Source organism: Xylophilus sp. PBN-3R (assembly GCF_057747805.1).
This window is the reverse complement of sequence record NZ_CM173225.1, coordinates 2,736,969-2,760,826: the sequence shown is the minus strand read 5'-3', so window position 1 is coordinate 2,760,826 and position 23,858 is coordinate 2,736,969. Positions and strand designations below refer to the sequence as shown.

The window sequence follows — 23,858 nt, the reverse complement described above, 5'->3', positions numbered from 1 at the left end:
GAATCCATCGTTCCGCAAGCAGAAATCGAATCGTCGGTGAATCGAAGATAACAACGCTGGAGACAAGATGAGAAAGTTTCATTTGGCGGGCACGCTCGCCCTGGGTGTCGTCGGTGCAGTCGGCCTGTCCGGCTGCGGCGGCGGAAATTCGACGGTGGGGGCCGACCCCGGCACCACCGCGCCTGCCGCACCGGCCATCTCGGTGCAAAGCATTTCTTCGCCTGAAAAAATGACCAGCGGCAGCGACACGCTGGTGCAGCTGGCGGCGGCCGACGGCAGCGCCGTTACGGGCGTCAAGGTGCTGCTGAACGGCGGCGACGTGACCGGCCAGTTCCAGAAGGCGGCGACCGGCAATGCCTCGCTCGGGCTTCTAACCGGACTGGTGCAGGGCGACAACACCATCGAGGTCCGGGATGCGGCCGATGCCACCCGATTGCGCGGCAGCCTCAAGCTGACCGCCTACCCGGTGCAGGGCCCCATCCTGTATGCGCCGCAAGAGGCCAGCTTCAAGTGCCAGACCGACGCGTTCACGATCTATCCCGGCGGCCCCACGCTCACATCGGCCCCCAATACCGACCCCGCCTGCGCTGCACCCACGCGGGTCGACTGGGTCTATCACGACAAGACCAAGGCCGGCACCGCGGTCTGGCAGAAGTACGACACCGCCAACCCGCCGGCCGTGGTCGAGCAGACCACCCTGCTCGACGGCCGCACCGTGCCCTACATCGTGCGTCTCGAAACCGGCGTGATCAACCGCGGCATTTACCAGATCGCGGTGCTGGGCGACCCGGTCGGCAACCCGAACCCTACCGCCCTCAAGCCACCTTCGGGCTTCAACGGGCGGCTGGTCTACCCCTTCGGCCAGAGCTGCGGCGGCGGATGGTATGTGCAGGGCACTTCGATGGGGCCGGTGGGCGGATCGACCAACTCGTCGAACAGCGCGAGCGGCGATACCAACGCGCTCAACGACATGCCGCTGAGCAAGGGTTTCGCGGTCGCCAATTCGACCCTCAACTACTTCGGGCAGAACTGCAACCACATCATTTCGGCCGAAACCATGATGATGGTGAAGGAACGCTTCATCAAGGCCAACGGTCCGCTGCTCTACACCATGGGCTGGGGCAATTCGGGCTCGGCGATGCAGCAGAGCATGATCGCCGACGCCTACCCGGGCCTGCTCGACGGCGTGGTGATGATCAACGGTTTCCCCGACAACTCCGGCCCGCAAAGCATGGAAGGCCGGCTGTTCTACAACTACCAGCTCAACTACACCAAGGGCGGCACTACCCAGAACGGCACCTTCTCGCCGCTGCCCAACAGCGTGTACGACCCGACCTATGACAACGCCACGGCTGCGGCGCGTGCCGCCAACCCATCGCTGCCGGCGTGGACCAATTCCGAACTGGCGGCGGCATCGGGTTATTCCACCTATCACAGCATCCGGCAGCAGGCGAGTTTCTGGGCCGCGCGCACCGACAACGTGTTGCGCCCCATCAACCAGGGCGACCGCGACAACGTGATGGGCGGCGCAGGCAACAGCGCGGTGTTCAACGCGGCCATCGCGGCGGGCGACAAGTACAGCCCGACCGGCGTGGTGACCAGCGCGCCGATGGGCGTGCTGCCGGCGCCGCCGGTCAGCCTGCTGGCCGCCAACCCCAAGGGCCTGCGGCCCAACGTGCCCGACCACAACCGCAACGTCGTGGGTGTGGATGCGAGCACCGGTTTCGCCAAGTCCTACGTCGGCAACGCGGGTGTGCAGTTCGGCCTGAACGCGCTCAACACCGGCCAGATCAGCATGGCGCAGTTCATCCACCTGAACCAGAACATCGGCGGCCAGGACCCGGACGGCAACCTGCGCACCACCCGCATGCAGCCCGACCTGGATGCGCTGAAGAACGCTTACCAGACCGGCATGATCCTGTACGGCGGCGCCGGCATGAAGACCACCGCCATGCTCGACCTCGACGGCCTGAACAACGAGTTCACCGGCGCGGGCGACATGCACCTGAAGTTCTTCCACTACATCCTGCGGGCCCGTGTGGCCGCGGCCAACGGAAAGTTCGACAACCACGTGATGTGGAACGGCATGGCCAACGTCGGCGCCTTCACGCAGGACCCGAACGCCAACCATGTCACCCCGGTGCAGGCACCACGTCCGGCAAAGACCGGCCGCACCTCCATCGTGCTGCAGAAGGCCTTCGTCGCGATGGACCAGTGGCTGACGGCGGTGGCCACCGACCGTTCGACCGACGGCCTGGCCGTGAAGGTGGTGAAGAACAAGCCCCCGGTGATGGTGGACGGTTGTTTCGGTGCGACCACGCCGGGCGCCGCGGACGATTTCATCGCCGAGCCGCAGACCTTCGGCGGATTCAACACCGTGTTTGTCAACGGCAACGGCGCCACCTCCCCGGCCGGCACGGTGGGCACCGGCGCCACGCCGTCACGCTGCAATGCGATGTTCCCGGCTTCGTCGTTCCCACGCTTCGAGGCGGGTGAACCGTTGCAGGGCCGCGCCATGCAGTGCCAGTTCCGTCCGGTCAACGCGGCCGACTACGCCGGTTATGCCGCACGCAACGCAGCCTGGACCGGTGCCGCCCGCGACGCCGACCTGGCGGCACTGCGAGCCGTGTTTCCGAGCGGTGTCTGCGACTACACCAAACCCGGCGTGCAGGAGCAGCCGATCGCCGGCACCTGGATCCAGGTCACGGGTGTGAACCAGATCAAGGTGGGCCACCCGCTGGGCCAGTAACAGAGGCGGCCTAAGCCGGGCCGGTCGGCCCGGCGCGCCTCAGTGCAGCTGGTCATCACCAGCGCATCGGTATATCCCTGGTTGGGGTGCAGGACGTAGGTGCCGACGATTCGGCCTCCGTATTCGGCGACATAACAGGTGTTTTCCGGGTCGAGCCACGCGGCGAGTGCGGCTTGTCGGGGTGGCATCACGAGGGAAATCGTAGGTCTCGCCGGCGCGGATGACTGGCTCGAGGATTTCCCATAGGACGTCCATGTCGGTAATGACCGATTTTCTGATTTCAGTCATTTTCGTCGAATATCCTTATTAATCCTGAAGTGCGTTTTAGAGGAAGTCGATAAATGGCCGTGCAGGGGAGTTCAATGCCGCCGCCACGGGCGGTGCGCGCCGAAACCCGCTGTTAAGATCGCCGCCGCGGCCGGGAGGGCCGCTTTTCAACAGGAGAAGAGTTAATGCAGTTGTTTTCTTTGCGTGCCGCTGCGGCGGCGGTGTCGGTAACGGTTCTGGCAGGTTGTTCCACTCTCTTTCCCTCGCCTTATGCGCCGAAGTATGAAACCCTGGACAGCCTGAAGAAACAGCCGCTGGCAGCGGTTTCGGTAGGCGGGTTCAAGCCGACGGACCCTGACGCGCCCCTCAACAAGATCAGCCTGCGTGGATCGCCCTTGCGCAGCAAGACCGGTAGTTTCGCCAAATACCTGGAAGACGCCATTACCCAGGACATGAAGGAAATCGGTTTCTACGACCCAGCATCCGACCTGAGGATTACCGGCACACTTCTGAAGAACGACATCGACATATCGGGTTTCACGCAAGGATCCGGCACCATCGAGGTAGCGCTGGAGATCCGCCGCGGTGCCAATGTCCGCCTGCAAAAGAATTACGCGACCTCCACCAGTTTCGAATCCTCGTTCATGGGTGCCGTCGCAATTCCAAAGGGGCAGGGTGAATACAGCCTGCTGGTCAAGTCCCTGCTGGACAAGATTTACGCCGATCCGGCGTTCGGCGCCGCCCTGCGTAAATAAGTCGCCGCATGGAACCCGGATTAAAAACGGCGGGCTCGCTGGCCAGAATTCTCGCCGGCTCGCTGCTGGCGGCATTACTGACGGCATTACTGACGGCGTGCGCCCATCCCATCAGCATGGAGCCGGCACAACTGCCGGCACGTGACGAAACCCGGCTGCTACCGAAAACGGTGGCCTACGTGCTCAACGACGCCGACCGTGCCAGACGGGTGCTGAGCCCGGTCGGCAGCGGAGACAGCGTCGTGTACCAGCCCTACCGCGACATGGAGCGCGGCGTGCGTGGCATGTTGCGTTCGGTCTACCGGGACGTCGTGGTCATCCCGTCAGGTACGGACCTGGCGGCGATCCGGGGCGCCGGTGCCGACCTGGTGTTCGTCCCGGATATACGCACCAATACCGACGCGACTTCGGTGATTACCTGGGCACCCGGCGTCTTCTACGTCGATCTGCGTTTTACCGTGGTCGACTCCACCGGGAAGGTCGTCGCCAACCTGGACGCCAGTGCCGAAGGCCGTGCAGGGATCAACGAATACCTGAACGATGCATCCCTTGCAGCACGGCGGGCAGTGGAGATCGCATTGCAGGACATGGCCACCAAGATCCGGCAGGATTCCCTGCTTCGTTGACGGCCAGGCCAGGCGACAGGGCCTGGGTGTCCTGCCTGGCCTGCCTTGTCGCCTGTCCGCCGAGCAGATGGGCCGCACCGGTGCCATGAACCCAAAGCCGTCGGGCAGGGCGAACACGAAGACGAAGCTCAACGTGTCTCGACTATTTCAACCCAGTTCGCACCGGCACCGCCGGCGACCGTCGCCTGCTTCTTCAGCTCGCCCGAGACGTCGTCGATTCGGTAAAGGCCGACTTCCCGGCTTTTTTCGCCGCTCGTCACCAGCCAGCGGCCGGTCGGGTCGATGGCGAAACCACGCGGTTGTTTCTCGACCTCGAAGTCCTTGATACGGCTCAGGTTGCCGCTTGCCGCGTCCACGGCAAAAGCGGTGATGGTGCTGCTGGTTCTTTCGCTGGTGTACAAAAATCGGCCGTTCGGCGTGATCCTGATATCCGCAGCCCAGATGCGCGGCACCGTGTCGGGTGTGGCCGGCGCCGCCGTCAACCCTTTTTCAAGCATGAAGCGGGCCGGTGCCGACTCGACCGATTCCTCGCGTGTCAACTGGCCGGTGGCACGGTCTGTCTTGTATCGGGTCACCGTGCCGTCCAGCTCGGCGACGTTGTAGAGAAAACGGCCGTTCGGAGAAAACACCGAGTGGCGCGGTCCGGAACCGGCGGGTGCATCTACCGAACCGGTTCCCAGCTTGTCCAGTGCGCCGGTGCGTTCGTCGAAATTGAACTGCAGCATCTGCTGCGCGCCCAGGTTCCCGACATAGACGAAACGGTTGCTGGGGTCCGCCACGATGGAGTGCGCGAACCGGCCCGTCTTGACGGTCTGCAGCGTTTCTCCCTGCACGACTCCCAGCGGGCTGATCGGGTTGACGGACACGAGGTCGCCGCCGTAGGACGCCGCGAAAAGAAAACGACCTTTCCGGTCGGTGCTGATGTACGCCATGCTTTCCGGCAGTGCGGCGGTCGATATCGGATCGAGTTTCCCGCTCGATGCATCGATGCGGTAGGTGATGACCGAATACGGTTTCGAGCGAATTGCGGCATACAGGTACCTGCCGCCCGGAGCTTGCGCCAGCGGCATGACAGAAGGGCCGGCGGCCACGGTTTCGACAGGCCGCAGCGTGCCGGCGACTGCATCGAGTTGAAAGCTGCAGATGGTGCCGTCGGCTGCATTCGATACATAGACGAATGTTTCGGCGCGAGCCGTGACATGTGAAAACGCCGCGGCGGCCAGCGCCGGCAGGCACGACCTCCATAAGGCGGGTCGACTGGTTTTGAATGTTGTTTTCATCGAGGGATCCGGGGTGGCTAAAGGCGTACACGTCGTACAACCGGCGCACTATCCTGGAAAATCCACCCGGATAGCGTATGGATTACCCCCGAAACGACTCAACTCATCGGACAACTGGTGGCGTTGCGGCGACATAACGTTTATCGGTCAACGTGCCGAGGAACGCCACCACCGCGTCGATATCGTCCTCGCTCATCGCCGGTGTCGCGCCCGGCTTCCGGTTCATCGGTGTGGACACGATATTGACGTTGCCCCGGTATCTGGCGGGCAGGTCGTTGAACGGCGGCGCGCTGCCGTACCAGTGTTCGGGCTGGGTCGAGCGGGTCGCATAGAACTTCACCGTTTCGCGCAGCGAATCGAACACGCCGTTGTGCATGTAGCGGGTGCGCACCGCCACGTTGCGCAGGCTGGGCGTACGGAAATAACCGCACCAAGATTCCGGTTCGGGCCAGTGGCGGGCCCGGGCGGTCTTGCACAAACCCAGGTCGAAAGCGCGGGCCGATGCGGTCGACGGCAGGCGGGTGTTGCGCGGCACGCCCAGGGCTTCGTAGCCGAAGTCGGTGAACAGCGACCGCGCCGGGTTGCTCGACGTGACGCTGACGCTGTGGCACGAGGCGCAGTTGCCCTTGTCCGTGTCGCGGAACACGGCCAGGCCGCGCATTTCCTGCGCGGTCAGGGCAGTTGCGTCGCCCTTCAACAGGGCGTCGAAACGCGAGTCGAAGGGCGACAGTTCGTCGCTCTGCAGAAACGCTTCCAGGCTCTTGCCGAATGCCTCGACCGCGCGTCGGGGATCGTTCAGCACGCCGAGGCCGTAAAGGGTCTCGAATGCTTCGCGATAGCCGGTCGAACGCAGGCGGGCGGCCGCCGCGACGTCGGTGCCCAGGTTCATTTCGTGGCGCGCCAGCAGGGGTTCGCGTACCTGCCGGGCCAGCGTGTCCGAACGGCCGTCGAGCATGAGGCCGCCGAATGGCGCGGGCTGCTGGGCGTCATCGTCCTGATAGAAGTAGAGCGGCGGCACGAACCTGGCGTAGGTCAGCGAAGGCGGGTTGCGAAAACCCAGGCGAGCCCGCACGCTGCCGCTGGCCACGCCGTCGCGCCCGCCGTTGAAGCCGGTGAAGGCCTGCGCCGCGTCGTGGCAACTGGCGCAGCTGGTGCCTTGTGGCTGCGACAGGCGGCTGTCGGTGAACAGCCGCTTGCCCAGTGCGACGGCCGCCGGCGTGGGGACTGCCAGCGGCCGGGCCGCCGGAACGATGGCGCCGTATTGCGGTGTGCTGCCGATGTGGGCGATGGGTGCGGGAGCCGGTGGCGCGCCTGGCGCCGGCTGGGCCTGGACGGCGAAAAGGCCCGACCCGAAGGCCAGGCCGATCGCCGCGCCCCTCAGGGTGCGGGTGGGGTTCACGGTGCCAGGAAACCGGTCTTGTCGCAGTTGATCTTGCTGCCGTTGGGTGTGCAGGTGGTCAGCAGCGCACCGGTCCTGGTATATGCCTTGTAGAGCCACTGGCCGCCGCTGCGCTCCATCATCATGAAACCGAAGGTGTTGGTGTGGGTGATCTTGTCCAGCACCGCGCCCGGGGCCGGGGTGGTGCCGGCGGGAAGCGGGTCGGGCAGGTTGACGTCGACGTTGTCGCCGCCGTTGCCGGTGACGAAGGTGGCTGGGTGGTTGGTGCTGAAGTTGATCGCCTGGAAGTCGTGCACGTGGCCGTGCAGTGCGATCTTCACGCCATCGGGGTAATAGGTGACCGGGTTCAGCGTGCGCATCACGGCCTGCAGGCCGACGTTTCCGGGAGCCGGTGCGGCGCCGGCAAGCGGCGCGAAGGCCAGGATCGGATGGTGGTTGGCGAACAGCGTCGTCTTGCCGGTGTCGGCCGCCAGGGCCGCGACCTTGCGGAACTGGTCCTGGTAGATCGGGAACTTGTAATCGGTGGTCGGCAACGCGGCGGTGCCGACCTTGGCCGAATCGAACAGCACGATCTGGGTGTCCGTGCCGAGCGCCACGGCATACGGGTCGCTGACGTTGGCCGTGTTGTCGTTGGCGGGGTCGTCGCAGCTGATGGCAGCGGTGAACGGACGCACGTCCAGGAAACGCGACCAGCCCTGGCCGGCGCGGGCGCATTCCTCGTGGTTGCCGCGCGTGACGACCAGCGGCGCGGCGGCCAGCATCGGTTTGCCGGGCGTGAAGAAGTCGGCCGCCCAGGTGTCCCAGCCGTAACCCCAGGGGCTGTCCTTGCAGCCGGCGATGTCGGTCGGGCAGGCGTTTTCGCGGTAGTGATAGTCGCCGATGTGCATCACCAGATCGGGTTTCATCGTCGCGATGGTGGCAGCGATGGTCGCAAAGGGCCAGGCGGTGGTGTCCAGGCACGGCTGGAAGGCGTTGTCGGCCTTCTTCATGCGGCAGCCGGTGTCGGCCAGCACGGCGATGCGGGTGGGCGAGGCCTTGGGCAGCGGCAGGCTGTTGCCGCCGACGAAGACATTCGAGACGCCGGCAGCCACCAGGGTTTCGCAGGTGGTCACATTGAAGACCGAGGGCTTGGAATCGGCCGCAGCACTGGCGGTGGTGCGCAGAGGCACGGTGGCCTGTGCTGCGCGGAGTGCCATGGGCGAGATCTTGCCGTCGATGGCGATGGCAGGACAGGCCACGGACGTCGTCACCGCGCGGGCGATGACCTGGCCGTTCAGGCCGATCTCGGTCCAGGCGGCCTGCACCGCGGGGTCGTTCGTCGATGCGGGCGAAACCGGGTCGTTGCTGCCGCCGCATGCGGCCAGTACGCCGATGAACGCCGACATGCTGCCGGCCGCGATCAGCGCGCGGCGGCGATGTTTCTGGATGCTCATGGTGGGTGTTGTTTTGGTTCTGGAATCGACATGGTCGTGACCGGACGTTACGGGGCCATGACGAGGAACCTGGACGATCACCTCCGGTTGAGCTGCACCGCTTCGTGGATCAGCGCCATATGGCTGAAAGCCTGAGGGAAATTTCCCATATGGGCGCCGGAACCGGCATCGACCTGCTCGGCCATCAGGCCGACATCGTTGGCGCGTCCGATCAGGCGCTGCATCAGGCCGCTGGCCGCGCTGTCGTCGCCCATGCGCGACAACATGCCGACCACCCAGAACGAACAGGCCAGGAACGCCGCTTCGCGCCCCGGCAGGCCGTCGTCGAAACGGTAGCGGCGGTAGAGGTCGGCCGCATCCTGGCCTTCCCGCTCCGCAAGTTGATCCTGCAGCGCGGCCAGCGTGGCCACCATGCGCGGGTCGTCGGCTTCGACCATCTTCATCAGCACCAGGCGCAGCACCGACATGTCCAGTTCCGGCTTGCCGTATTCCATGGTGAATGCGCGCGCCTGTTCGTTCCAGCCCTTTGACAGGCATTCGGCCCGCATGCCGTCGCGTTCCGCGGGCCAGTGGTGCGGCACGACCAAGCCGATATGCGGCGCGAGCCGGATGGCGCGATCGACCGCCACCCAGCACATCGCCTTGCTGTGCAGCAGGTGGCGGGCCGGACCGCGCAGTTCCCAGATGCCCTGGTCCGGCGTGGGGAAGGCGGCTATGGCGGCTTCCGTCAGGCGCTCCACGAAGTCCGGCAGGTCGCGTACCAGTGCGGGGCACAGGCCATCGGTGCCGTGTTGCTGCAGGTAGAGGTTCAGGGCCGCGAGCAGTTCACCGAATATCTCGTGCTGGTTCTGGTCGGACGCCGCATTGCCGACCAGCACCGGCCTGGATGCCTGCCATCCGGCGAGGTGGGTGAGGGCCTGTTCGGGCGGCAGTTCGCCATCGACCGCGTACATCACCCGCAATGCGTCGCCACCGTGGCAAGCACCGTGGAGAAACCGCAGGAACTCGGCGGCTTCCCGCCGATGGCCCAGCGTCAGGAAAGCGGAAACGCAGAACGACGCATCACGGCTCCAGACAAACCGGTAATCCCAGTTGCGAACGCCGCCCGGCACCTCGGGCAGGCCGGTGGTCGGTGCCGCCACCATCGCGCCGGTCGGCGCATAGATCAGCAGCTTCAACAGCAGCGAACTGCGGCCGACTTCGGCGGCGTGTTCGCCCTCGTAATTGCAATGCCGTTGCCACTGGTGCCAGTAATGCGTGGTTTCCGCCAGCTGGTCGTGCGCCTCATCGGCGGCGAGCGCGCTCAAGCCCGTCTGGCCCAGCACGACGACCAGATGTTCGCCGGGGGCGAGCTGCGCCTTCACGCTCAGCGCCTGGCCCTGGCTGACGATGGCATGCGATGCCGCCACCTGCAGGTTTTCGCCGGGGAACGATGCCAGGCGGCCGGCCACGATGGGACGCACCCGGCGGCGGCCCCAGTCGAAACCGGGTGCGATCGTCACGGTAACGGTGACAAGGCCGGATTCGCAGGAGATGCAGCGCAGGAGACGATTGGCAGCATCGTTGTCGGTGCCGACGTCGCCCTGCCCGGGTCGATGGCGCACCGGCATGCAATCGGTCACCAGCACCGAGCCATCGGCGCAATCCAGGGTGGTCTCGAGGATGTTGGTGCCGTGCCGGTAACGCCGGCGGGAAGCGGCGACACCACCTTCCAGCAGGACCTTGCAGTTGCCGCCGATGCCGGTGTCGAGCAGGGCGGCGAAGGTGGGGTCGGCATCGAAACGGCCCAGGCACAGCCAGTCGATGTCGGCGTCGGTGGCCACCAGGGCCGCACCGCGCATGTCGCCGATGAGGGCGTAGTCGGCGATGGGTCGGCGGTTGACATGGTCTGCCGGAAACGCGGCAGGGGGAGGCTGGACGGAATCTGGGGAGCGGGCGGCCGATGGAATCATCCAGGCACTATCGGGCGCACGGACCGCACGCGCCATGCGCCGGGCGCGCAAGCAGGCGTAGTCGTCAGCCCACAGTCGAAGGCAGTTCGACATGCCACCAGTCCGGCAGCAGCCGGCGGTTGGCAGGGCGGGCAAAGCGGTCGTCCATCAGCCATACGCATCCGCGGTCGGACGCACTGCGGATCACCCGACCGGCGGCCTGCACCACCTTCTGCAGGCCGGGGAAAAGATAGGCGTAGTCGTAACCGGTGCCGCTGCCGAAGCGCTGGTCCAGCCGCTCGCGCAGGCGTTCGTTGACCGGGTTCATCTGAGGCAGGCCGAGCGTGGCGATGAAGGCGCCGATCAGCCGGTCGCCGGGCAGGTCGATACCTTCGCCGAAGACGCCGCCCAGCACCGCGAAACCGATGCCGCGCCCGTCTGGCTGGAACCGCTGCAGGAAGGCTTCGCGCGCCGTTTCGTCCATGCCCCGCGACTGTTCCCACATCGGGATCGAAGGATGTCGCAGGCGCAATCGGGCGGCGGCCCGCTGCAGGTAATCGAAGCTGCTGAAGAACGCCAGGTAGTTGCCGGGTGCCTCGTCGAACTGCCGTGCCATGACATCGGCCACCGCGCCCATCGACGATTCCCGGTGCTGCCAGCGGGTGGAGATGTGCCGGGCCACCCGCACCTGCAACTGGTGCGCGGAATACGGTGACGGCACGTCGATGAAAACGGTGTCCGGCGGCAGGCCCAGCATGTCCTGGTGATAAGCCTCGGGACGCAAGGTCGCCGAAAACAAGGTGCCGGTCTGCGCCGCCGCGAAACGCGGAGCCAGGAAGGGCGCGGGCACCAGGTTGCGGATGTCGAGCTGCAGGCCCAGGCGGCCGGGCAGCCGGGTGGTGTCGAACAGCGAGTGCGAACCGAAACTCTCCATGCGTTTGACGAAACGCAAAGCGTCGAACCAGAACTGCTGCAGCAGCGCGCCGTCGGCGGTCGGCGGTTGTTCGGCGAGATGCTCGCCCAGGGCGGCGGCGGCATCCTGCAGGGCACGCTGGAAAGCCGGCGGAATTTCCTCGAACTCTCGGCGTGGTTCGGCGTCGGTTTCCGGCGCCAGTGTCTTCCAGGTGCGATGCAGCCGGTCCAGCGGCCGTTTCAGGGTGGCGGGCGCGACCCGACGGGCATCACGGAATCGCACCGGGTCGAGCGATGCGGAATACATCGCGCGGCCGCGTTCGACCAGGTTGTGGGCTTCGTCCACCAGGAGGCCGCAGCGCCAGTCGGCGTCGGCCGCCAGGGCGAACAGCAGGGCGCTGCCGTCGAACCAGTGGTTGACGTCGCCCACGGCCACATCGGACCACCGGGCGATTTCCTGGCCCAGGTAATACGGGCAGATGCCGTGCAAAAGTGCGACTTCGCGCAGCGCCGCCTTGTCCAGAGCCGTGCCGCGGCCGGCCAGCGCGACGGCCTCTGAGCGGGCGGCCGGCAGGCGGTCGTAGAAACCGCGTGCCAGCGGGCAGGAGTCGCCGTGGCAGGCCAGGTCGGGGTGTTCGCAGGCCTTGTCGCGGGCGACCAGTTCAAGCACCCGCAAGGGCAGGGCGGGCGTGTGGCGCTGCAATATCTGCAGGCTGTCGAGGGCGATCCGCCGGCCGGAAGTCCGGGCAGTCAAGAAGAAGACACGGTCCAGCCCCGGCCGGTCGTCGCCTGCCGGCGGGCAGGCCTTCAGCGCCGGGAACAGGGTGGCGATGGTCTTGCCGATGCCGGTGGGCGCCTGCGCCAGCAGGCAGCGGCCGGAGCGCTGCGCCCGGTAGACAGCCTCGGCGAGCGTGCGCTGCCCAGCGCGGAATACGGCGTGCGGAAAAATCATCGAGCCCAGCGCCGCATCGCGAGCGGCGCGATGCGCAAGCTCCTGCCGCGCCCAGTGCAGGAAAAGCGCGCAACGCGCCTCGAACAGCAGGCGCAACTCGTCCGCGCTGCACTGGCGCAGCAGCACGGTTTCGGAGCCGTCGCGGATGTCGTAATAGACCAGCGCCAGCTCGATGGACGGCAGGCCGCGTTCCACACACATCAGCCAGCCGTAGACCTCGGCCTGCGCCCAGTGCAGATGGCGGTGGTGGGCGGGCTGGCGCTGCAGGTCGCCGCGGTGGGTCTTGATTTCTTCGAGCCGGTTGGCCTTCGGGTCGTAGCCGTCGGCACGGCCGCGCACCAGCAGCAGCTGCCATCCGCCTGAAAGTGAAATCTCGCTTTCGTAAGGCGCCGGCCGGCGGGCGGCCACGGCCGCATGGCCGGCGATGCCTTCCTGTGCGGTCGGCGAAGGGGTGAAACGCAGGTCCAGGTCGCCGGCGCGGGCCGTGAAGTCGCAGAGGGCGCGGACCGCGACGGTGTACCGGGCGGGCGTGGCGAGCGGCGCGTTTTCCATCGGTGACGATGGTAGCGCCGGGTTCGCGGCCTACGGCTTGCGCTGGTTTTCCTTCACCTTCGCCAGGGTGAACGCCAGCGCCGATGCGCCGAGCGTGTTGATGAGCGCGGCGTTCTGGCCGTAGAAGTCGCCCAGTTTCTCGATCACGCCCGGGCTCTGGGTTTCGGCGTAGGTGGCCATCTCGCCAGCTGCCTGGGGTGAAATCTGCGCTGCCTGCTCGGGGGTCAGTTCGGTCTGGCCGGGCGTCAGCAACTTGCCGAGTACGCCGCCCGCCAGCCCCGAAAGCGCCGCCGGCCCGAGGGTCGCCAGCAACTGGTTGAGCATGCCGGCCTGCTGCGCCGGTGACGAACCGCCGAACAGGTGGCCGACCATCTCGCCGAAGGGCTGGGTGGTGTCGGAGCGCATGGCGGCGGCCAGTCCGGCTCCGAGATCGGCGCTGGAAGGGCCCGGCATGGATTTGTCAGCGTCAGCCCCAGGCGTTCCCAGCATCGCGCTCTTGAAAAGGTCGATCAGTCCCATGGTGTTCCCCTACGAATGTTGAATGGCGTTGCGGGCGCGGATGAAGCGGGCGATGCCCAGCAGGCCGAATGCGCCGACGGCTGACGCGACGAACCCCGCACCTTCAGCGGCGTGGTACCAGCCGATGAACTGGCCCAGGAAGGTGACGACCACCGATCCGGAGATGCCCAGCACCGAGGTGAGGAAAAAACCCATGCTGTCGTCGCCCGGCATGACGGCCCTCGCGACAAGGCCGGCGATGAAGCCTATGAAGATGGTCCAGACGATGTCCATGTGCAGATCCTTCCGTGGTCGGACCGACATGGTGGCAAGACCCACGAGAAAACCTAAGCAGAATTACGAGTGATTGCTCGCTATCTTCTGCTGTCACATCAAACCGAGATGGTCGTGTGCCATCGCGCCATCACAGCGCCTTCAACGCGCCGCTCTTTTCTTCTGCGCTCCACCAGGCGCGACCACCGCCTGGCGTTCGGCGGTGCCGGCCTCGGTGCGCACCCGTGCGCAGTTGGTGTTTTCGCCGGGGCCGGTCTCGATCAGCGGCAGCACGGCGGTCAGCGGCGCGACGATGGCCAGCGCCACCGCACCGCCGGCACGCGCCAGCATCGGACCTTTTTCCAGCGAGAAGTCGGGATCCTTGAAGGTGCCGAACACCCGTACCGGTGTCCGCAGCGACAGGATGCCGGGGCGCTTGGGCTTGGGTTCGATCTTCATGTCGAAAGTCTCGTGCGCCAGGTCGAAACCGCCGGTGCCCAGGATCTGTGTCTGTTCGGTATCGACCACGAACAGGCGGGCCGTGCCCTGGCCCTGCCTGATGTCGAAGGCCACGCCGCCGCAGTTGACCGCGATGGTCTTGTCGCCGCCCGCCAGCAGTGCCAGCACCTTGCCGCCGTTCAGTCCGCTGGCGGCGTCGATCAGGTTCGATATGCGGCCGTTGGCGATGGCGGCCGACAGTTCGCCGTCGGCCTTTGCGGCAGCGTCGGCGATGGAGTTGCCGACGCCCTTGACCTTGATGCGGGCACCCAGCGTGCCGGCGCCCTGGGCGATCTTTTCAGCGCTGGCCGGTACCAGCTTGCCGACCTGGATACGACGGAAGTCCACCTGCGCTTCGGTGCTGATGAGCGGCTTGCGGGCGTCCAGCGTCCACTGCGATGCGATGGTGCCGCCGGCAAACCCGAAGTCGAGCGGTGTAAGTTTCATTACCGCGTCGTGCAGGTGCAGTGATGCCTTCAGGCTTTCCAGCGGCAGGCTGGTGGGTGCCTTGAGCTGGGTCGCTTCCAGGTCGACGTCGGCGTCGATCTTCTGCAGGCGGCTGCCGTCGAAGCTGCCGGTCGGCAGGATGTGATTGGGATCGACGGCTTTTTCCTGGGTCTTGGCGGTGGGCCGATCGGCCGTCTGGCCCTGGGAGGCGGCCGGTTTGCCGCCGGTTTCCCTGGTCTGCACGCCCACCAGCGGGCCCAGGTCGGAAATATCGAGCAGCTTGCTGTGCAGGTTGGCGGTGAGCAGAGGCCGTGGTTCCCGATCGACATAGGCGCCGTTGCCGTGAACATCGGTCGAGCCGATGGTGCCGACGATGTCGTCCAGTGAATAGCGGTTGCCCTTCAGCACCAGATGGCCCTGCAACGAGTACGGCGGCGTGGCCGGCAGGGGCAGCAGCAGGAAGGGATAGAGGTTGGCCAGCGTGCGGCCCCTGATGCGCAGTTGCGTGTCGATGCCGCTGATGTTGGCGGCGTCGGCGATGGTTCCTTCGACCGACAGCTGGGTGGTGCCCGCATCCAGTTCGCCCTTGAGTGGAAACGGTACGCCGGATTCCTGGAAGCTCAGCACCTCGCCCGTGAGTGCGTTGCCCTTGAATTTGGCGTCGCGATAGCTTCCGCTGAAGTCATAACGGGTGGAGTAGCGGTTGTTCTGCGGCTTGGCGTCCGCGTCCTTCACCTGCGCCTGCCTGGCGGGGTCGAAGGTGCTCGCATCGACGTCCAGCGCAAACGGCACGCCGGCATCGGTGTAGCGCAGATGGCCCTTGTCGACCGACAGGGTGCTGATACGCAGCTTGCTGGGCGACTTGTCGTTCGGATCGGAAAGAATCCAGTTCTTGCGGTCGTCCGCCAGACGTTCGAACAGCAGGTCGGGTTCGGTCAGGGCCACGCGCGGAACCAGGATCTTTTCGGGCAGGTCGCGCAGCGAGATGGAGAACTCCACTTCCCTGGCCCGTGCCATCGCCGGTTCCTTCGACCATTTGGCGTTGCCGAAGTACAGGTCACGTATGCGGATGGTCGGCGTCAGGCCCAGCTTCACGTGCAGGTCCGAAATGGTGAAGGTGCGCTCGGTCTTCTTCGATATGTAGCGCTCGAGCGGGTGGCGGAACCAGTTCCAGTCGAACAGCAGCACCAGCAGGATCAGGGCCGCGGCCACGGCCAGGGCGATGGGATGGCGACGGACGAAAGAAGGGTGGGCGGTAGGCGTCATGAAGGGCGGGCAGCGGGCAGGCGGAGGACGGGCCACCACTTTCCATGCGCACGCGCCCATTGCGCGTAGGACGACGACCCAGCGCCGAATCAGGCGAATCCGCCCCTGGCGCGCCGCCGGGCCGAGCGCGAAACCGCGAGAAGCCGGGTGAATGCCCCGGTTGTCCCGGCCTCCGGAAACCGGCTGCGGCCTATGCTCTTCAGCGCAGCAACTGCAGATGCGCCCATGACATTTTCCCGCTCGAACCCCGGCCCCACCACGCTCGATCCGACTGGCCCGACCGACTGGGCGGCCCTGCGTGCGCAAGGCCACGCCATGCTGGACGACATGTTCGACCACTTGGCCGGCCTGCGCGACAAACCGGTGTGGCAGCCGATCCCGGAGGAAGTCCGCGGCGCCTTCCGCGAACCCATGCCTGCCGCGCCGACCAGCGTGGCCGAGGCGCACGGGCGTTTCATGCGTGACGTGCTGCCTTATGCAGTCGGCAATGCGCACCCGCGTTTCATGGGATGGGTGCACGGCGCCGGCACCGCTGAAGGCATGCTGGCCGAGATGCTCGCCGCCGGCCTGAACGCCAATCTGGGCGGTCGCGACCAGATGCCGCTCGAAGTCGAGAAGCAGGTCGTGCGCTGGATGGCAGCGCTGTTCGGCTTCCCGGAAACCGCCGGCGGCCTGTTCGTCACCGGATCTTCGATGGCCAACCTGGTCGGCCTGCTGGTGGCCCGTACCCACGTTTTGGGCGGCCAGTCGCGCAAGACGGGTGTGGAAGCCGCCGGTGGACATCTTCTGGTGGCCTACACATCCGAGGCCGCGCATGGCTGCATCGCGCAGGCCATGTCGATTTCGGGCCTGGGCACGGATGCCCTGCGCCGCGTGCCGGTGGATGCCGATCACCGCATGGACGTCGCGCAGCTGCGCGCGCTGGTGGCGGCCGACCGGGCTGCGGGCCTGATTCCGTTCCTGATCGCCGGCACCGCCGGCACGGTGGACGTCGGAGCGGTCGACGACCTGGCGGCCATCGGCGTGGTGGCGCGCGAATGCGGCGCCTGGTTCCATGTCGACGGCGCCTTCGGTGCGCTTGGCAAGCTGGCACCCGACATCGCCCCGAAACTCTCCGGCATCGAACGCGCCGATTCGCTGGCGCTGGACTTCCACAAGTGGGGCCAGGTGCCTTACGACGCCGGTTTCATCCTGGTGCGCGACCAGGCCCACCAGCTGGCGGCGTTCGCGTCGCCGGTGGCCTATTTGTCGCGCCACCCGCGCGGCCTGGCGGCAGGATCGCCCTGGCCCTGCGACATGGGGCCCGACCTGTCGCGCGGCTTTCGTGCCCTCAAGACCTGGTTCACCCTGGTAACCCACGGAACCGACAAGCTGGGCGCCGCCATTTCCGGAACCTGTGCCCTGGCTCGCCGCCTGCAGGCCCGGGTGCTGGCCGAACCGGAACTCGAACTGCTGGCACCGGTCGCCCTGAACATCGTGTGTTTCCGTTTCCGCGCTCCGGCCGGGCAGGATGCAGATGCGATCAACACCGAGATCGTGGCCGACCTGCATGAATCCGGCATCGCCGTGCCCTCGTCCACCCGCATCCACGGTCGGCTGGCCATCCGCGCCGCCATCGTCAATCACCGCACGGTCGAGAGCGACATCGACCTTCTGGTCGACGCCACGCTGGCCTGCGGTCGCCGCCGCCTGGCGCAGCCCGCCCGAAACGCCAACCCTGCCGCGCAAGGCAAGAAAGAGGTCTCCGCATGACGTCCCTGTCGCAAGAAATGCCCGGCCCTGCCGCCGTCACGGCCAAACCCCCGCAGGAAGTGCTGGGCCTGGCCCGGCTGATGACCCACGCCTTCCGCGGCGGCGACCTGAGACCGGTGGCCTCAGAGCTGATCGTGCGCGCGGAACGCGACGACCATGACGCCGCAGCGCTGATGGATCTTTCCACCGTGCTGTTTTTGCAGGGCCTGCCCGAGCTGGGCTTGGCCACGCAGTCGCAGGCGCTGGACCTCTGCCGCCACTATCGCCTGCTGCCGCCCGAAGGCGCGGTGCCCCGCCTGCGCCTGCTGGCGCTGATGACCACCGGGGACCTGATGACCAACACGCCGCTGGCCTTTCTGCTGGAAGACGGCGAAGTGGCGCTGGACATGCTTTATCTGCGGCCGGGTGAAGGCCTGCCGTCGCCGCTGCCGCAGCACGACCTGCTGTTCGTGGCGGTGTCGGAATCGGACGCCACCCGTGTGGTGCTGGAGCGCCTGGTGGCCGATCTGCCGCCCGCCAGCCCGATGCCGATCAACCATCCGGCAGGCATCCTGCGCACCGCGCGCGACCAGGCGTTCATTGCCCTGCAAGGTGCGCCGGGCATTGTCATGCCGGCGTCGGCGCGGGTCGGCCGGCTGTCCCTCGAAGCGGTCGCCGCGGGCCGGCTGCAGGTGCGCGACGTGCTGTCAGACGGCATGTTCCCGCTGATCGTGCGGCCGGTCGATTCGCATGCGGGCCACGGCCTGGAACGCGTGGCAACGGCCGAGGCCCTGGCCTCCTACCTGGCAGCCCACGGCGAGGACGCGTTTTTCGTGTCGCGTTTCGTCGACTATTCCGGCACCGACGGCCTGTTCCGCAAATACCGGGTGGTGCTGGTGCGTGGCCAGGCATTCGCGGCCCACATGGGTATCTCGGCCCACTGGATGATCCATTACCTCAATGCCGGCATGACCGAAAGCGCCGAGAAGCGTCACGAGGAAGCAGTGTTCATGCGTGATTTCGAGGCGGTGTTCGCGCCCCGTCACCAAGCCGCCCTGAAGGCGCTGGGTGAACGTTTCGGTCTCGACTACCTGGTGGTGGACTGCGCCGAGACGCGGCAGGGCGAACTGCTGGTGTTCGAGGTCGATCCCGGGGCGGTGGTGCATCGCATGGATCCGCCGGAATTGTTCCCCTATAAGCGCTGCTGCATGGACAAGCTGTACGCCGCTTTCCACCAGGTGCTGGACGAAACCGCACAGCGCTGACCGGCGATCACCGCCGATTTATCTCCTTACATCGTCACACGGTGCCGACATGCGGCTCATGCATGCTGCAAACCGTTGATTCAAGCAAGGAGCTTTCATGAAGAACACCAAGATCGCTGCGGCCGTGATGGTCGTCACCCTGGGTTTTGCGACCCTCGCCTCGGCGCAGCCGCGTGACTTTCGCGACGACCACCGTGGCGGACCGCAGCAGGGCCAACAGTGGAACCGCGGCGGCCCCGATCGTGGTGGTCCCGACCGTGGAGGCCCGGACCGCGGCCGGCCAGGATTCGACCGTCGCGACGGCCACGGCGCCGGCCCCGACCACGGTTTCTATCGCGGTGACCGCCTGCCGCCGCAATACCGCAGTCGCCAGTACGTCGTCGACGATTGGCGCGGCCATCGCCTGAGCGCGCCGCCGCGTGGCCAGCAATGGGTGCAGGTAGGCGGTGACTATGTGCTGGCGGCCATCGCCACGGGCGTAATCACCTCGCTGATCATCAACCACTGATCCTCTCGGCAGGCAGGTCGGTCCCCTGGTCGGCCGCCGGGGGCATGAGATGGTCTTCCAGTTGCTGCATCAGGTCATGCCGCTGCCTGCTGTCGATCAGGCCGGTGTCTAGCAGGGGCCGCAAGGTCTGCCGCAGGACAGCCAGTGCGATATTGCCGTCGCCCTGGCGTTCCGGATGCATTACCAGCGCCGGGTGCAGCCAGCGCCCCAGCGCTTTCCACAGCAGGATGTCGTCGATTATTTCCGGGTCCAGCGAACATTTGAGAAGTCCGCCCAGCAGATGGGCTCGCAACTGGCGCGGCCGCAGCGCGGCCAGCCCCGTTGCAGCGTCTTCCCGCTTTTCTGGATCCGCCAGATCCATGCAGGCACTGACCTGCAGGTGGCATGACAGTCGGTGAGCCGCCTCACGGAGCACGTCTGCCCTGCTGCGTGCGATTGCATCGATATGAATCATCGATTCGATCGCCGGGGCGATCTGCCCGGCCAGTGCGTTTTCTTCATCGGGTGTTGCATCACGCGCCAGTCGAAGGCAGTCCAGCAGTCGGATGGCCAGCCAGCCTGGCGAAGCATTGCGGTTTTCCGGATTGCAGACCAGCCGCATGGCGTCGGCGCCGAATGCGCGCATACGAGCGTCTGGATCGGCAGGGCGCGGCTGCCCGGATGGGAGCGGGCGCAGGGCGCTGATGCAACTCCGCCGCAGCATGTCGATGCCGGCATGGGTTTCGGCCAGGCGGTTGACCGTCATGTCGAAGGCGATGACCAAACGCCGGCCGAGTTCGAGGCGCAAGCCGGGCTCCACGTCTTCGCTGCGACGCAGCGCCCCCAGCAGGTCGGACAGGTCCAGCTTGCCAAGCCCCAGTACATCCATCCAGCCGGGCGACAACAGGGCGGTCACGGTGACCGCGGGCGAATGCCGGGCGGCTGGCAACATCAGGCCGGCGCGGCGCAAACGCGTTGCGATCGCCGTCGCGATGGCCGGCCGGTCTACGTCGGGTGCGTTGCCAACGCTGTCGATCAGTTCGTAGAAAAGCTGAAACGCCGGATCGGCGGGCCGCAGGCGCGTCGAAGCTGTTGCGAGCGTGTCCGTCGTGGTCTCGACCGATGAGCCGAAAAAGCTGCCGAACTGGCTGGCCCAGCCCATCAGCCGCGACTGGAGCGACACATTTGCTGTTTCGGCAATGGCTTGTGCGGATTCCGGCAATGACGTGCGGGAAGACACGACGCCGTCATCCGTCGACGGCGGCTTCGGCGCACCGGTGACGGACACACGATTGAATAAAGGCAACATGTGATCTGGCGGGAGCGGAGGTACGCGAATGGTTCGCGCAACGGCGCCGCGACCCCTCCGCCATCACGAAAAGCCTGGGTCGCTTGCCGAACCAAACCTCAGCTGGACCGGATGCTCCTGCAGAAGGCGACCAGCGCGTCGAGTTCGTCCGCCTTGTCGAACACGGCGTCGGCGCTGGCGGCCAGGCAGCGCGCCCGAACCTCGTCGGTAACCATCGCGCTCAATACGACCACCCGCTGTTCCGGCAGGCGGGTGCCGCACCAGCTCAGGGCCGCATAACCGCTGCCTTCGCGCAGTTGCAGGTCGACGATCGCCAGGTCCCAGTTGCGGTCGTTGGTCGATAGCCAGTGGGTGACGGTGCGTTCGTTGTCGCCCCAGCCGACCACCTCGAGGTCGGGTAGTTGTTGCTGCAGCAGTGCCACCAGCGTGTCGCGGGAGGCAGGCTCGTCTTCGATCAGGTAAGTCCGCAGGCTCATGGTGATTTCCTTCTTGTTGTTGTTGGGGAGGCGGATGAAAAAAATGGGGGCGCGTGACTAGTCGACCGATGCGCTCCAGCGATCGCCCCATCCGACATCGCGGTCCTCGATGGCTCGGCGATCACGTTTGGTCGGTCGGCCCTGGCTGCGGCTGATTCCGGGCTCGGGTGAAATACGCTGGGCTTCGGCCCAGGCCGTACGGGCAGCGATGCTCTCGGATGTCTCTTCGTAAAGCAGCTGAGCGACAGGGGCCGGCCCGCGCTGGGCGCTCAGGCCCACCACACGAACGGTGCGCTGCACCGGCCCGCTGCGGATGATCACGGTGTCGCCGGGCCGCAGGTCGCGAGATGGTTTTGCGGAAGCGCCGTTCACCTGGATGCTTCCCTTGCCGATTTCTTCCACGGCGAGAGATCGGGTTTTGAAGAAGCGTGCGCTCCACAGCCACTTGTCGAGGCGCAGCGTATCCGGTGGCGTCATGGGCGTATTGTCTCCCACGCGCCCGGGCGGGTTGTCAGACGGCTGCCTGGCTTGCCATCGGAAGTCGGACCGTCGCGTCGAGGCCGGTCACCGCTCCGTCAGTGCCGAGGCGGTTGACCAGGTTGATGCTGCCGCCGGCCGCCCGCGCGATCTCCAGGCAGATGGCCAGGCCCAGGCCGGTTCCTCCCGAAGAATTGCCGGCCGCGAAGGGCTGGAAAAGCCGCGGCCGAAGCTCGTCGTCGATGCCGGGGCCGCTGTCGCCGATGGTCAGCAAGGCCTCGTCGCCGTCCCGCTCCACCCGCAACTTCAATAGGCCGCCGGGCGGCGTGTGGCGGATGGCGTTGTGCAGCAGGTTGCGCGCCAGTTCGCGCTGCATCCATTCGGCGGCGGCTACCGGCGCGGTGTCGGTGCCGATGGAGAAATCCAGGTCCTTGCCGGCGATCAGCGGCGACAGTTCCAGCGCAAGTTCCCGCACGATGGAGCCCAGATCGTGCGGACCGGCAGGATCGGCGGGCTCGTGCCGCGCCTGGTCCACACGGGCCAGCGACAACATCTGCTGCGCCAGTGCGGTGGCGCGGTCCACCGTGCCGCCGATCTCGTGCAGCGCATCCCCTGGCGGCACATCGCCGCGCAGGGCGGACTGCACCTGCACCTTCAGCACCGCCAGCGGGGTACGCAACTGGTGGGCGGCATCACGCATGAAACGCTGCTGCTGGTCGAGCAGGTTCCGCAGGCGTTCCATCACATGGTTGGTGGCGTCGACCACCGGCAGCAGCTCGCGCGGTGCATCCCGGGCGCTGAGCGGCCGCAGGTCGCCTTCGGGGCGGGCATCGAGAAGGGCGCTCAGGCGGCGCACCGGCCGGGTCGCGCCCTGCACCACCAGCACCACCACCAGGGCGATCACCAGCACCAGTCCGGCCTGGCCGACGAGCGTGTCGACCAGCACCTTGCGCGCCAGGCCTCGCCGCAGTTCCAGCGTCTCGGCAACCTGGATGACCGCGATGGCGTTGCCGCTGGAACTGGCCACCGGCTGCAGCAGCACGGCCACCCGAACATCGCGGTCGCGGAACTGCGAATCGTAGAAATCGACCAGCGCCGCATAGGGCGGCCGGTCGGGAATGCGGCCGTGCCAGAACGGCAGTTCGTCGTAGCCCGACACCAGCCGGCCGCCCTGGTCGGACACCCGGTAGAACAACCGGCTCTGGTTGTCTGCCTCGAATATTTCCAGCGCCGAATAGGGGACCGTGGCACGCAGCCGGGCCTGGTCGTATTTGCCGTCCACTTCCAGTTGTTCGCCGATGGACTTGGCCGATGCGAGCAGGGTGCGGTCGTAGGCGGTGTTGATGGCCGCCAGCGCCTGGCGGTACAGCGTGGCGGTGTTGAAACCGATCAGCACCACCACCGGCACCAGGATGCCCAGCAGCAACCGCCGCCGCAGCGACGGCGGCCGGCGATTGCTGGTTGTCATGACTCGACTTTCAGCAGGTAGCCCAGGCCGCGCAGTGTCATCAGCGCGGTGCCGGTGCCGGCGAGCTTCTTGCGCAGGCGGTAGGCCACCACTTCGATGGCTTCGTACTGCACCTCGGTCTCGCCGGGAAACACCAGCTCGAACAGGCGTTCCTTGGACACCGCACGGCCGGGCTGCTGGATCAGCGCCTGTAGCAAGGCCAGTTCGCGCGGTGCCAGTTCCATTGCCTCGCCGCGGCAATACACCGCACCGCTGAATTTTTCATAACGCAGGCTGCCGGCATGGAACACGCCGGGGTCGGATTCGCTGGGGTTGCCGCTGCCGGTGGTGGCGCGGCGGCGGCCCAGGGCGCGCACACGGGCTTCCAGTTCGTCCAGGTCGAAGGGCTTGGGGAGGTAGTCATCGGCACCGGCGTTCAGACCCATCACCCGGTCGCCGACGGTCGCCCGGGCGGTGAGCAGCAGCACCGGCGTGCTCAGGCCGCGGCGCCGTCCGGCGGCAAGTACTTCCAGGCCGTCCATGCCCGGCAGACTCAGATCGAGCAGCAATACATCGGGCGGCGAGGCCACCCAGGCTTCGAGGGCCTGGCGGCCGTCGGTCTGTTCGGCCACCTCGAATCCACGGCGCAACAGCGTGCGCGCCAGGGCGGCACGCAATCCGGGATCGTCTTCCACCAGCATCAGTCGCATGGGGGCGGACTTTAGCCGCACCGCGCAATGGACGGTAGGCGTCAGCCGACAGGTGGTCGTCCGGCTGCGGGCTTTCCCTAGTCTTCCGGACAGCCGAATGACAGCCACCACAAGCATG

Annotated in this window: 19 protein-coding genes; 6 read left to right on the top strand and 13 right to left on the bottom strand. The window is 66.6% G+C overall.

The features are described 5' to 3' along the window. The first annotated feature begins 67 nt into the window (after positions 1-67). The 3 genes from AC3ANW_RS13115 (at position 68) to AC3ANW_RS13105 (ending at position 4,397) form a co-directional block, all read left to right on the top strand. Complete coding sequence (locus tag AC3ANW_RS13115; protein WP_488341289.1) at positions 68-2,749, top strand: DUF6351 family protein; 2,682 nt, start codon at positions 68-70, stop codon at positions 2,747-2,749. 452 nt (positions 2,750-3,201) lie between these two features. Further along, positions 3,202-3,771 carry a hypothetical protein gene (locus AC3ANW_RS13110; RefSeq protein ID WP_488341288.1) on the top strand — a complete coding sequence of 190 codons (570 nt, stop codon included), beginning with the start codon at positions 3,202-3,204 and terminating at the stop codon, positions 3,769-3,771. Positions 3,772-3,779: 8 nt separating this feature from the next. Then, positions 3,780-4,397 (top strand): hypothetical protein, encoded by a 618-nt coding sequence (locus tag AC3ANW_RS13105; RefSeq protein WP_488341287.1) that lies wholly within the window; start codon positions 3,780-3,782, stop codon positions 4,395-4,397. Positions 4,398-4,525: 128 nt separating this feature from the next. On the opposite strand, the gene AC3ANW_RS13100 is transcribed toward AC3ANW_RS13105, so the two are convergent. From AC3ANW_RS13100 to AC3ANW_RS13065, 8 genes are all read right to left on the bottom strand, one after another. Beyond that, positions 4,526-5,677 carry a lactonase family protein gene (locus tag AC3ANW_RS13100; RefSeq protein WP_488341286.1) on the bottom strand — a complete coding sequence of 384 codons (1,152 nt, stop codon included), beginning with the start codon at positions 5,675-5,677 and terminating at the stop codon, positions 4,526-4,528. A gap of 103 nt (positions 5,678-5,780) precedes the next feature. Continuing rightward, entirely contained in the window at positions 5,781-7,043 is a 1,263-nt protein-coding gene (locus tag AC3ANW_RS13095; protein WP_488345420.1) for a cytochrome-c peroxidase, read from the bottom strand. A 29-nt stretch (positions 7,044-7,072) separates the two neighbouring features. Further along, the gene (locus AC3ANW_RS13090) at positions 7,073-8,503 is read right to left on the bottom strand and encodes a metallophosphoesterase family protein (protein ID WP_488345419.1); all 1,431 of its coding nucleotides are present in this window, start codon (positions 8,501-8,503) and stop codon (positions 7,073-7,075) included. 83 nt (positions 8,504-8,586) lie between these two features. Next, the gene (locus AC3ANW_RS13085) at positions 8,587-10,554 is read right to left on the bottom strand and encodes a glycoside hydrolase family 15 protein (RefSeq protein ID WP_488341285.1); all 1,968 of its coding nucleotides are present in this window, start codon (positions 10,552-10,554) and stop codon (positions 8,587-8,589) included. Continuing rightward, the gene (locus AC3ANW_RS13080; protein WP_488341284.1) at positions 10,526-12,856 is read right to left on the bottom strand and encodes an ATP-dependent DNA helicase; all 2,331 of its coding nucleotides are present in this window, start codon (positions 12,854-12,856) and stop codon (positions 10,526-10,528) included. The genes AC3ANW_RS13085 and AC3ANW_RS13080 overlap by 29 nt, the downstream gene beginning before the upstream one ends. A gap of 30 nt (positions 12,857-12,886) precedes the next feature. Then, the gene (locus AC3ANW_RS13075; protein ID WP_488341283.1) at positions 12,887-13,309 is read right to left on the bottom strand and encodes a hypothetical protein; all 423 of its coding nucleotides are present in this window, start codon (positions 13,307-13,309) and stop codon (positions 12,887-12,889) included. A 75-nt stretch (positions 13,310-13,384) separates the two neighbouring features. Then, positions 13,385-13,648, bottom strand: a complete 264-nt coding sequence (locus AC3ANW_RS13070; protein ID WP_488341282.1) for a GlsB/YeaQ/YmgE family stress response membrane protein — start codon at positions 13,646-13,648, stop codon at positions 13,385-13,387. A gap of 141 nt (positions 13,649-13,789) precedes the next feature. Beyond that, the gene (locus AC3ANW_RS13065) at positions 13,790-15,838 is read right to left on the bottom strand and encodes an AsmA family protein (RefSeq protein ID WP_488341281.1); all 2,049 of its coding nucleotides are present in this window, start codon (positions 15,836-15,838) and stop codon (positions 13,790-13,792) included. 225 nt (positions 15,839-16,063) lie between these two features. Here AC3ANW_RS13065 and AC3ANW_RS13060 point away from each other — a divergent pair, with 225 nt between their 5' ends. The 3 genes from AC3ANW_RS13060 (at position 16,064) to AC3ANW_RS13050 (ending at position 19,342) form a co-directional block, all read left to right on the top strand. Further along, the gene (locus AC3ANW_RS13060) at positions 16,064-17,590 is read left to right on the top strand and encodes a pyridoxal phosphate-dependent decarboxylase family protein (RefSeq protein WP_488341280.1); all 1,527 of its coding nucleotides are present in this window, start codon (positions 16,064-16,066) and stop codon (positions 17,588-17,590) included. Then, positions 17,587-18,834, top strand: coding sequence for an ATP-grasp domain-containing protein (locus tag AC3ANW_RS13055; protein ID WP_488341279.1), 1,248 nt, complete (start codon positions 17,587-17,589; stop codon positions 18,832-18,834). The genes AC3ANW_RS13060 and AC3ANW_RS13055 overlap by 4 nt, the downstream gene beginning before the upstream one ends. A gap of 97 nt (positions 18,835-18,931) precedes the next feature. After that, entirely contained in the window at positions 18,932-19,342 is a 411-nt protein-coding gene (locus tag AC3ANW_RS13050; protein ID WP_488341278.1) for an RcnB family protein, read from the top strand. Here the strand turns inward: AC3ANW_RS13050 and AC3ANW_RS13045 are convergent. From AC3ANW_RS13045 to AC3ANW_RS13025, 5 genes are all read right to left on the bottom strand, one after another. Continuing rightward, positions 19,332-20,561: a hypothetical protein gene (locus AC3ANW_RS13045; protein ID WP_488341277.1), complete on the bottom strand. Its 1,230-nt coding sequence runs from the start codon at positions 20,559-20,561 to the stop codon at positions 19,332-19,334. The genes AC3ANW_RS13050 and AC3ANW_RS13045 overlap by 11 nt on opposite strands. 167 nt (positions 20,562-20,728) lie before the next feature. Continuing rightward, positions 20,729-21,106, bottom strand: a complete 378-nt coding sequence (locus AC3ANW_RS13040) for a response regulator (RefSeq protein WP_488341276.1) — start codon at positions 21,104-21,106, stop codon at positions 20,729-20,731. Between the two features lie 57 nt (positions 21,107-21,163). Further along, positions 21,164-21,583, bottom strand: coding sequence for an RNA-binding S4 domain-containing protein (locus AC3ANW_RS13035; protein ID WP_488341275.1), 420 nt, complete (start codon positions 21,581-21,583; stop codon positions 21,164-21,166). Between the two features lie 34 nt (positions 21,584-21,617). Beyond that, positions 21,618-23,051: a sensor histidine kinase gene (locus AC3ANW_RS13030; protein ID WP_488341274.1), complete on the bottom strand. Its 1,434-nt coding sequence runs from the start codon at positions 23,049-23,051 to the stop codon at positions 21,618-21,620. Further along, positions 23,048-23,740: a response regulator gene (locus tag AC3ANW_RS13025; protein WP_488341273.1), complete on the bottom strand. Its 693-nt coding sequence runs from the start codon at positions 23,738-23,740 to the stop codon at positions 23,048-23,050. Before AC3ANW_RS13025 ends, AC3ANW_RS13030 begins: the two co-directional genes overlap by 4 nt. Positions 23,741-23,858 lie beyond the last annotated feature (118 nt).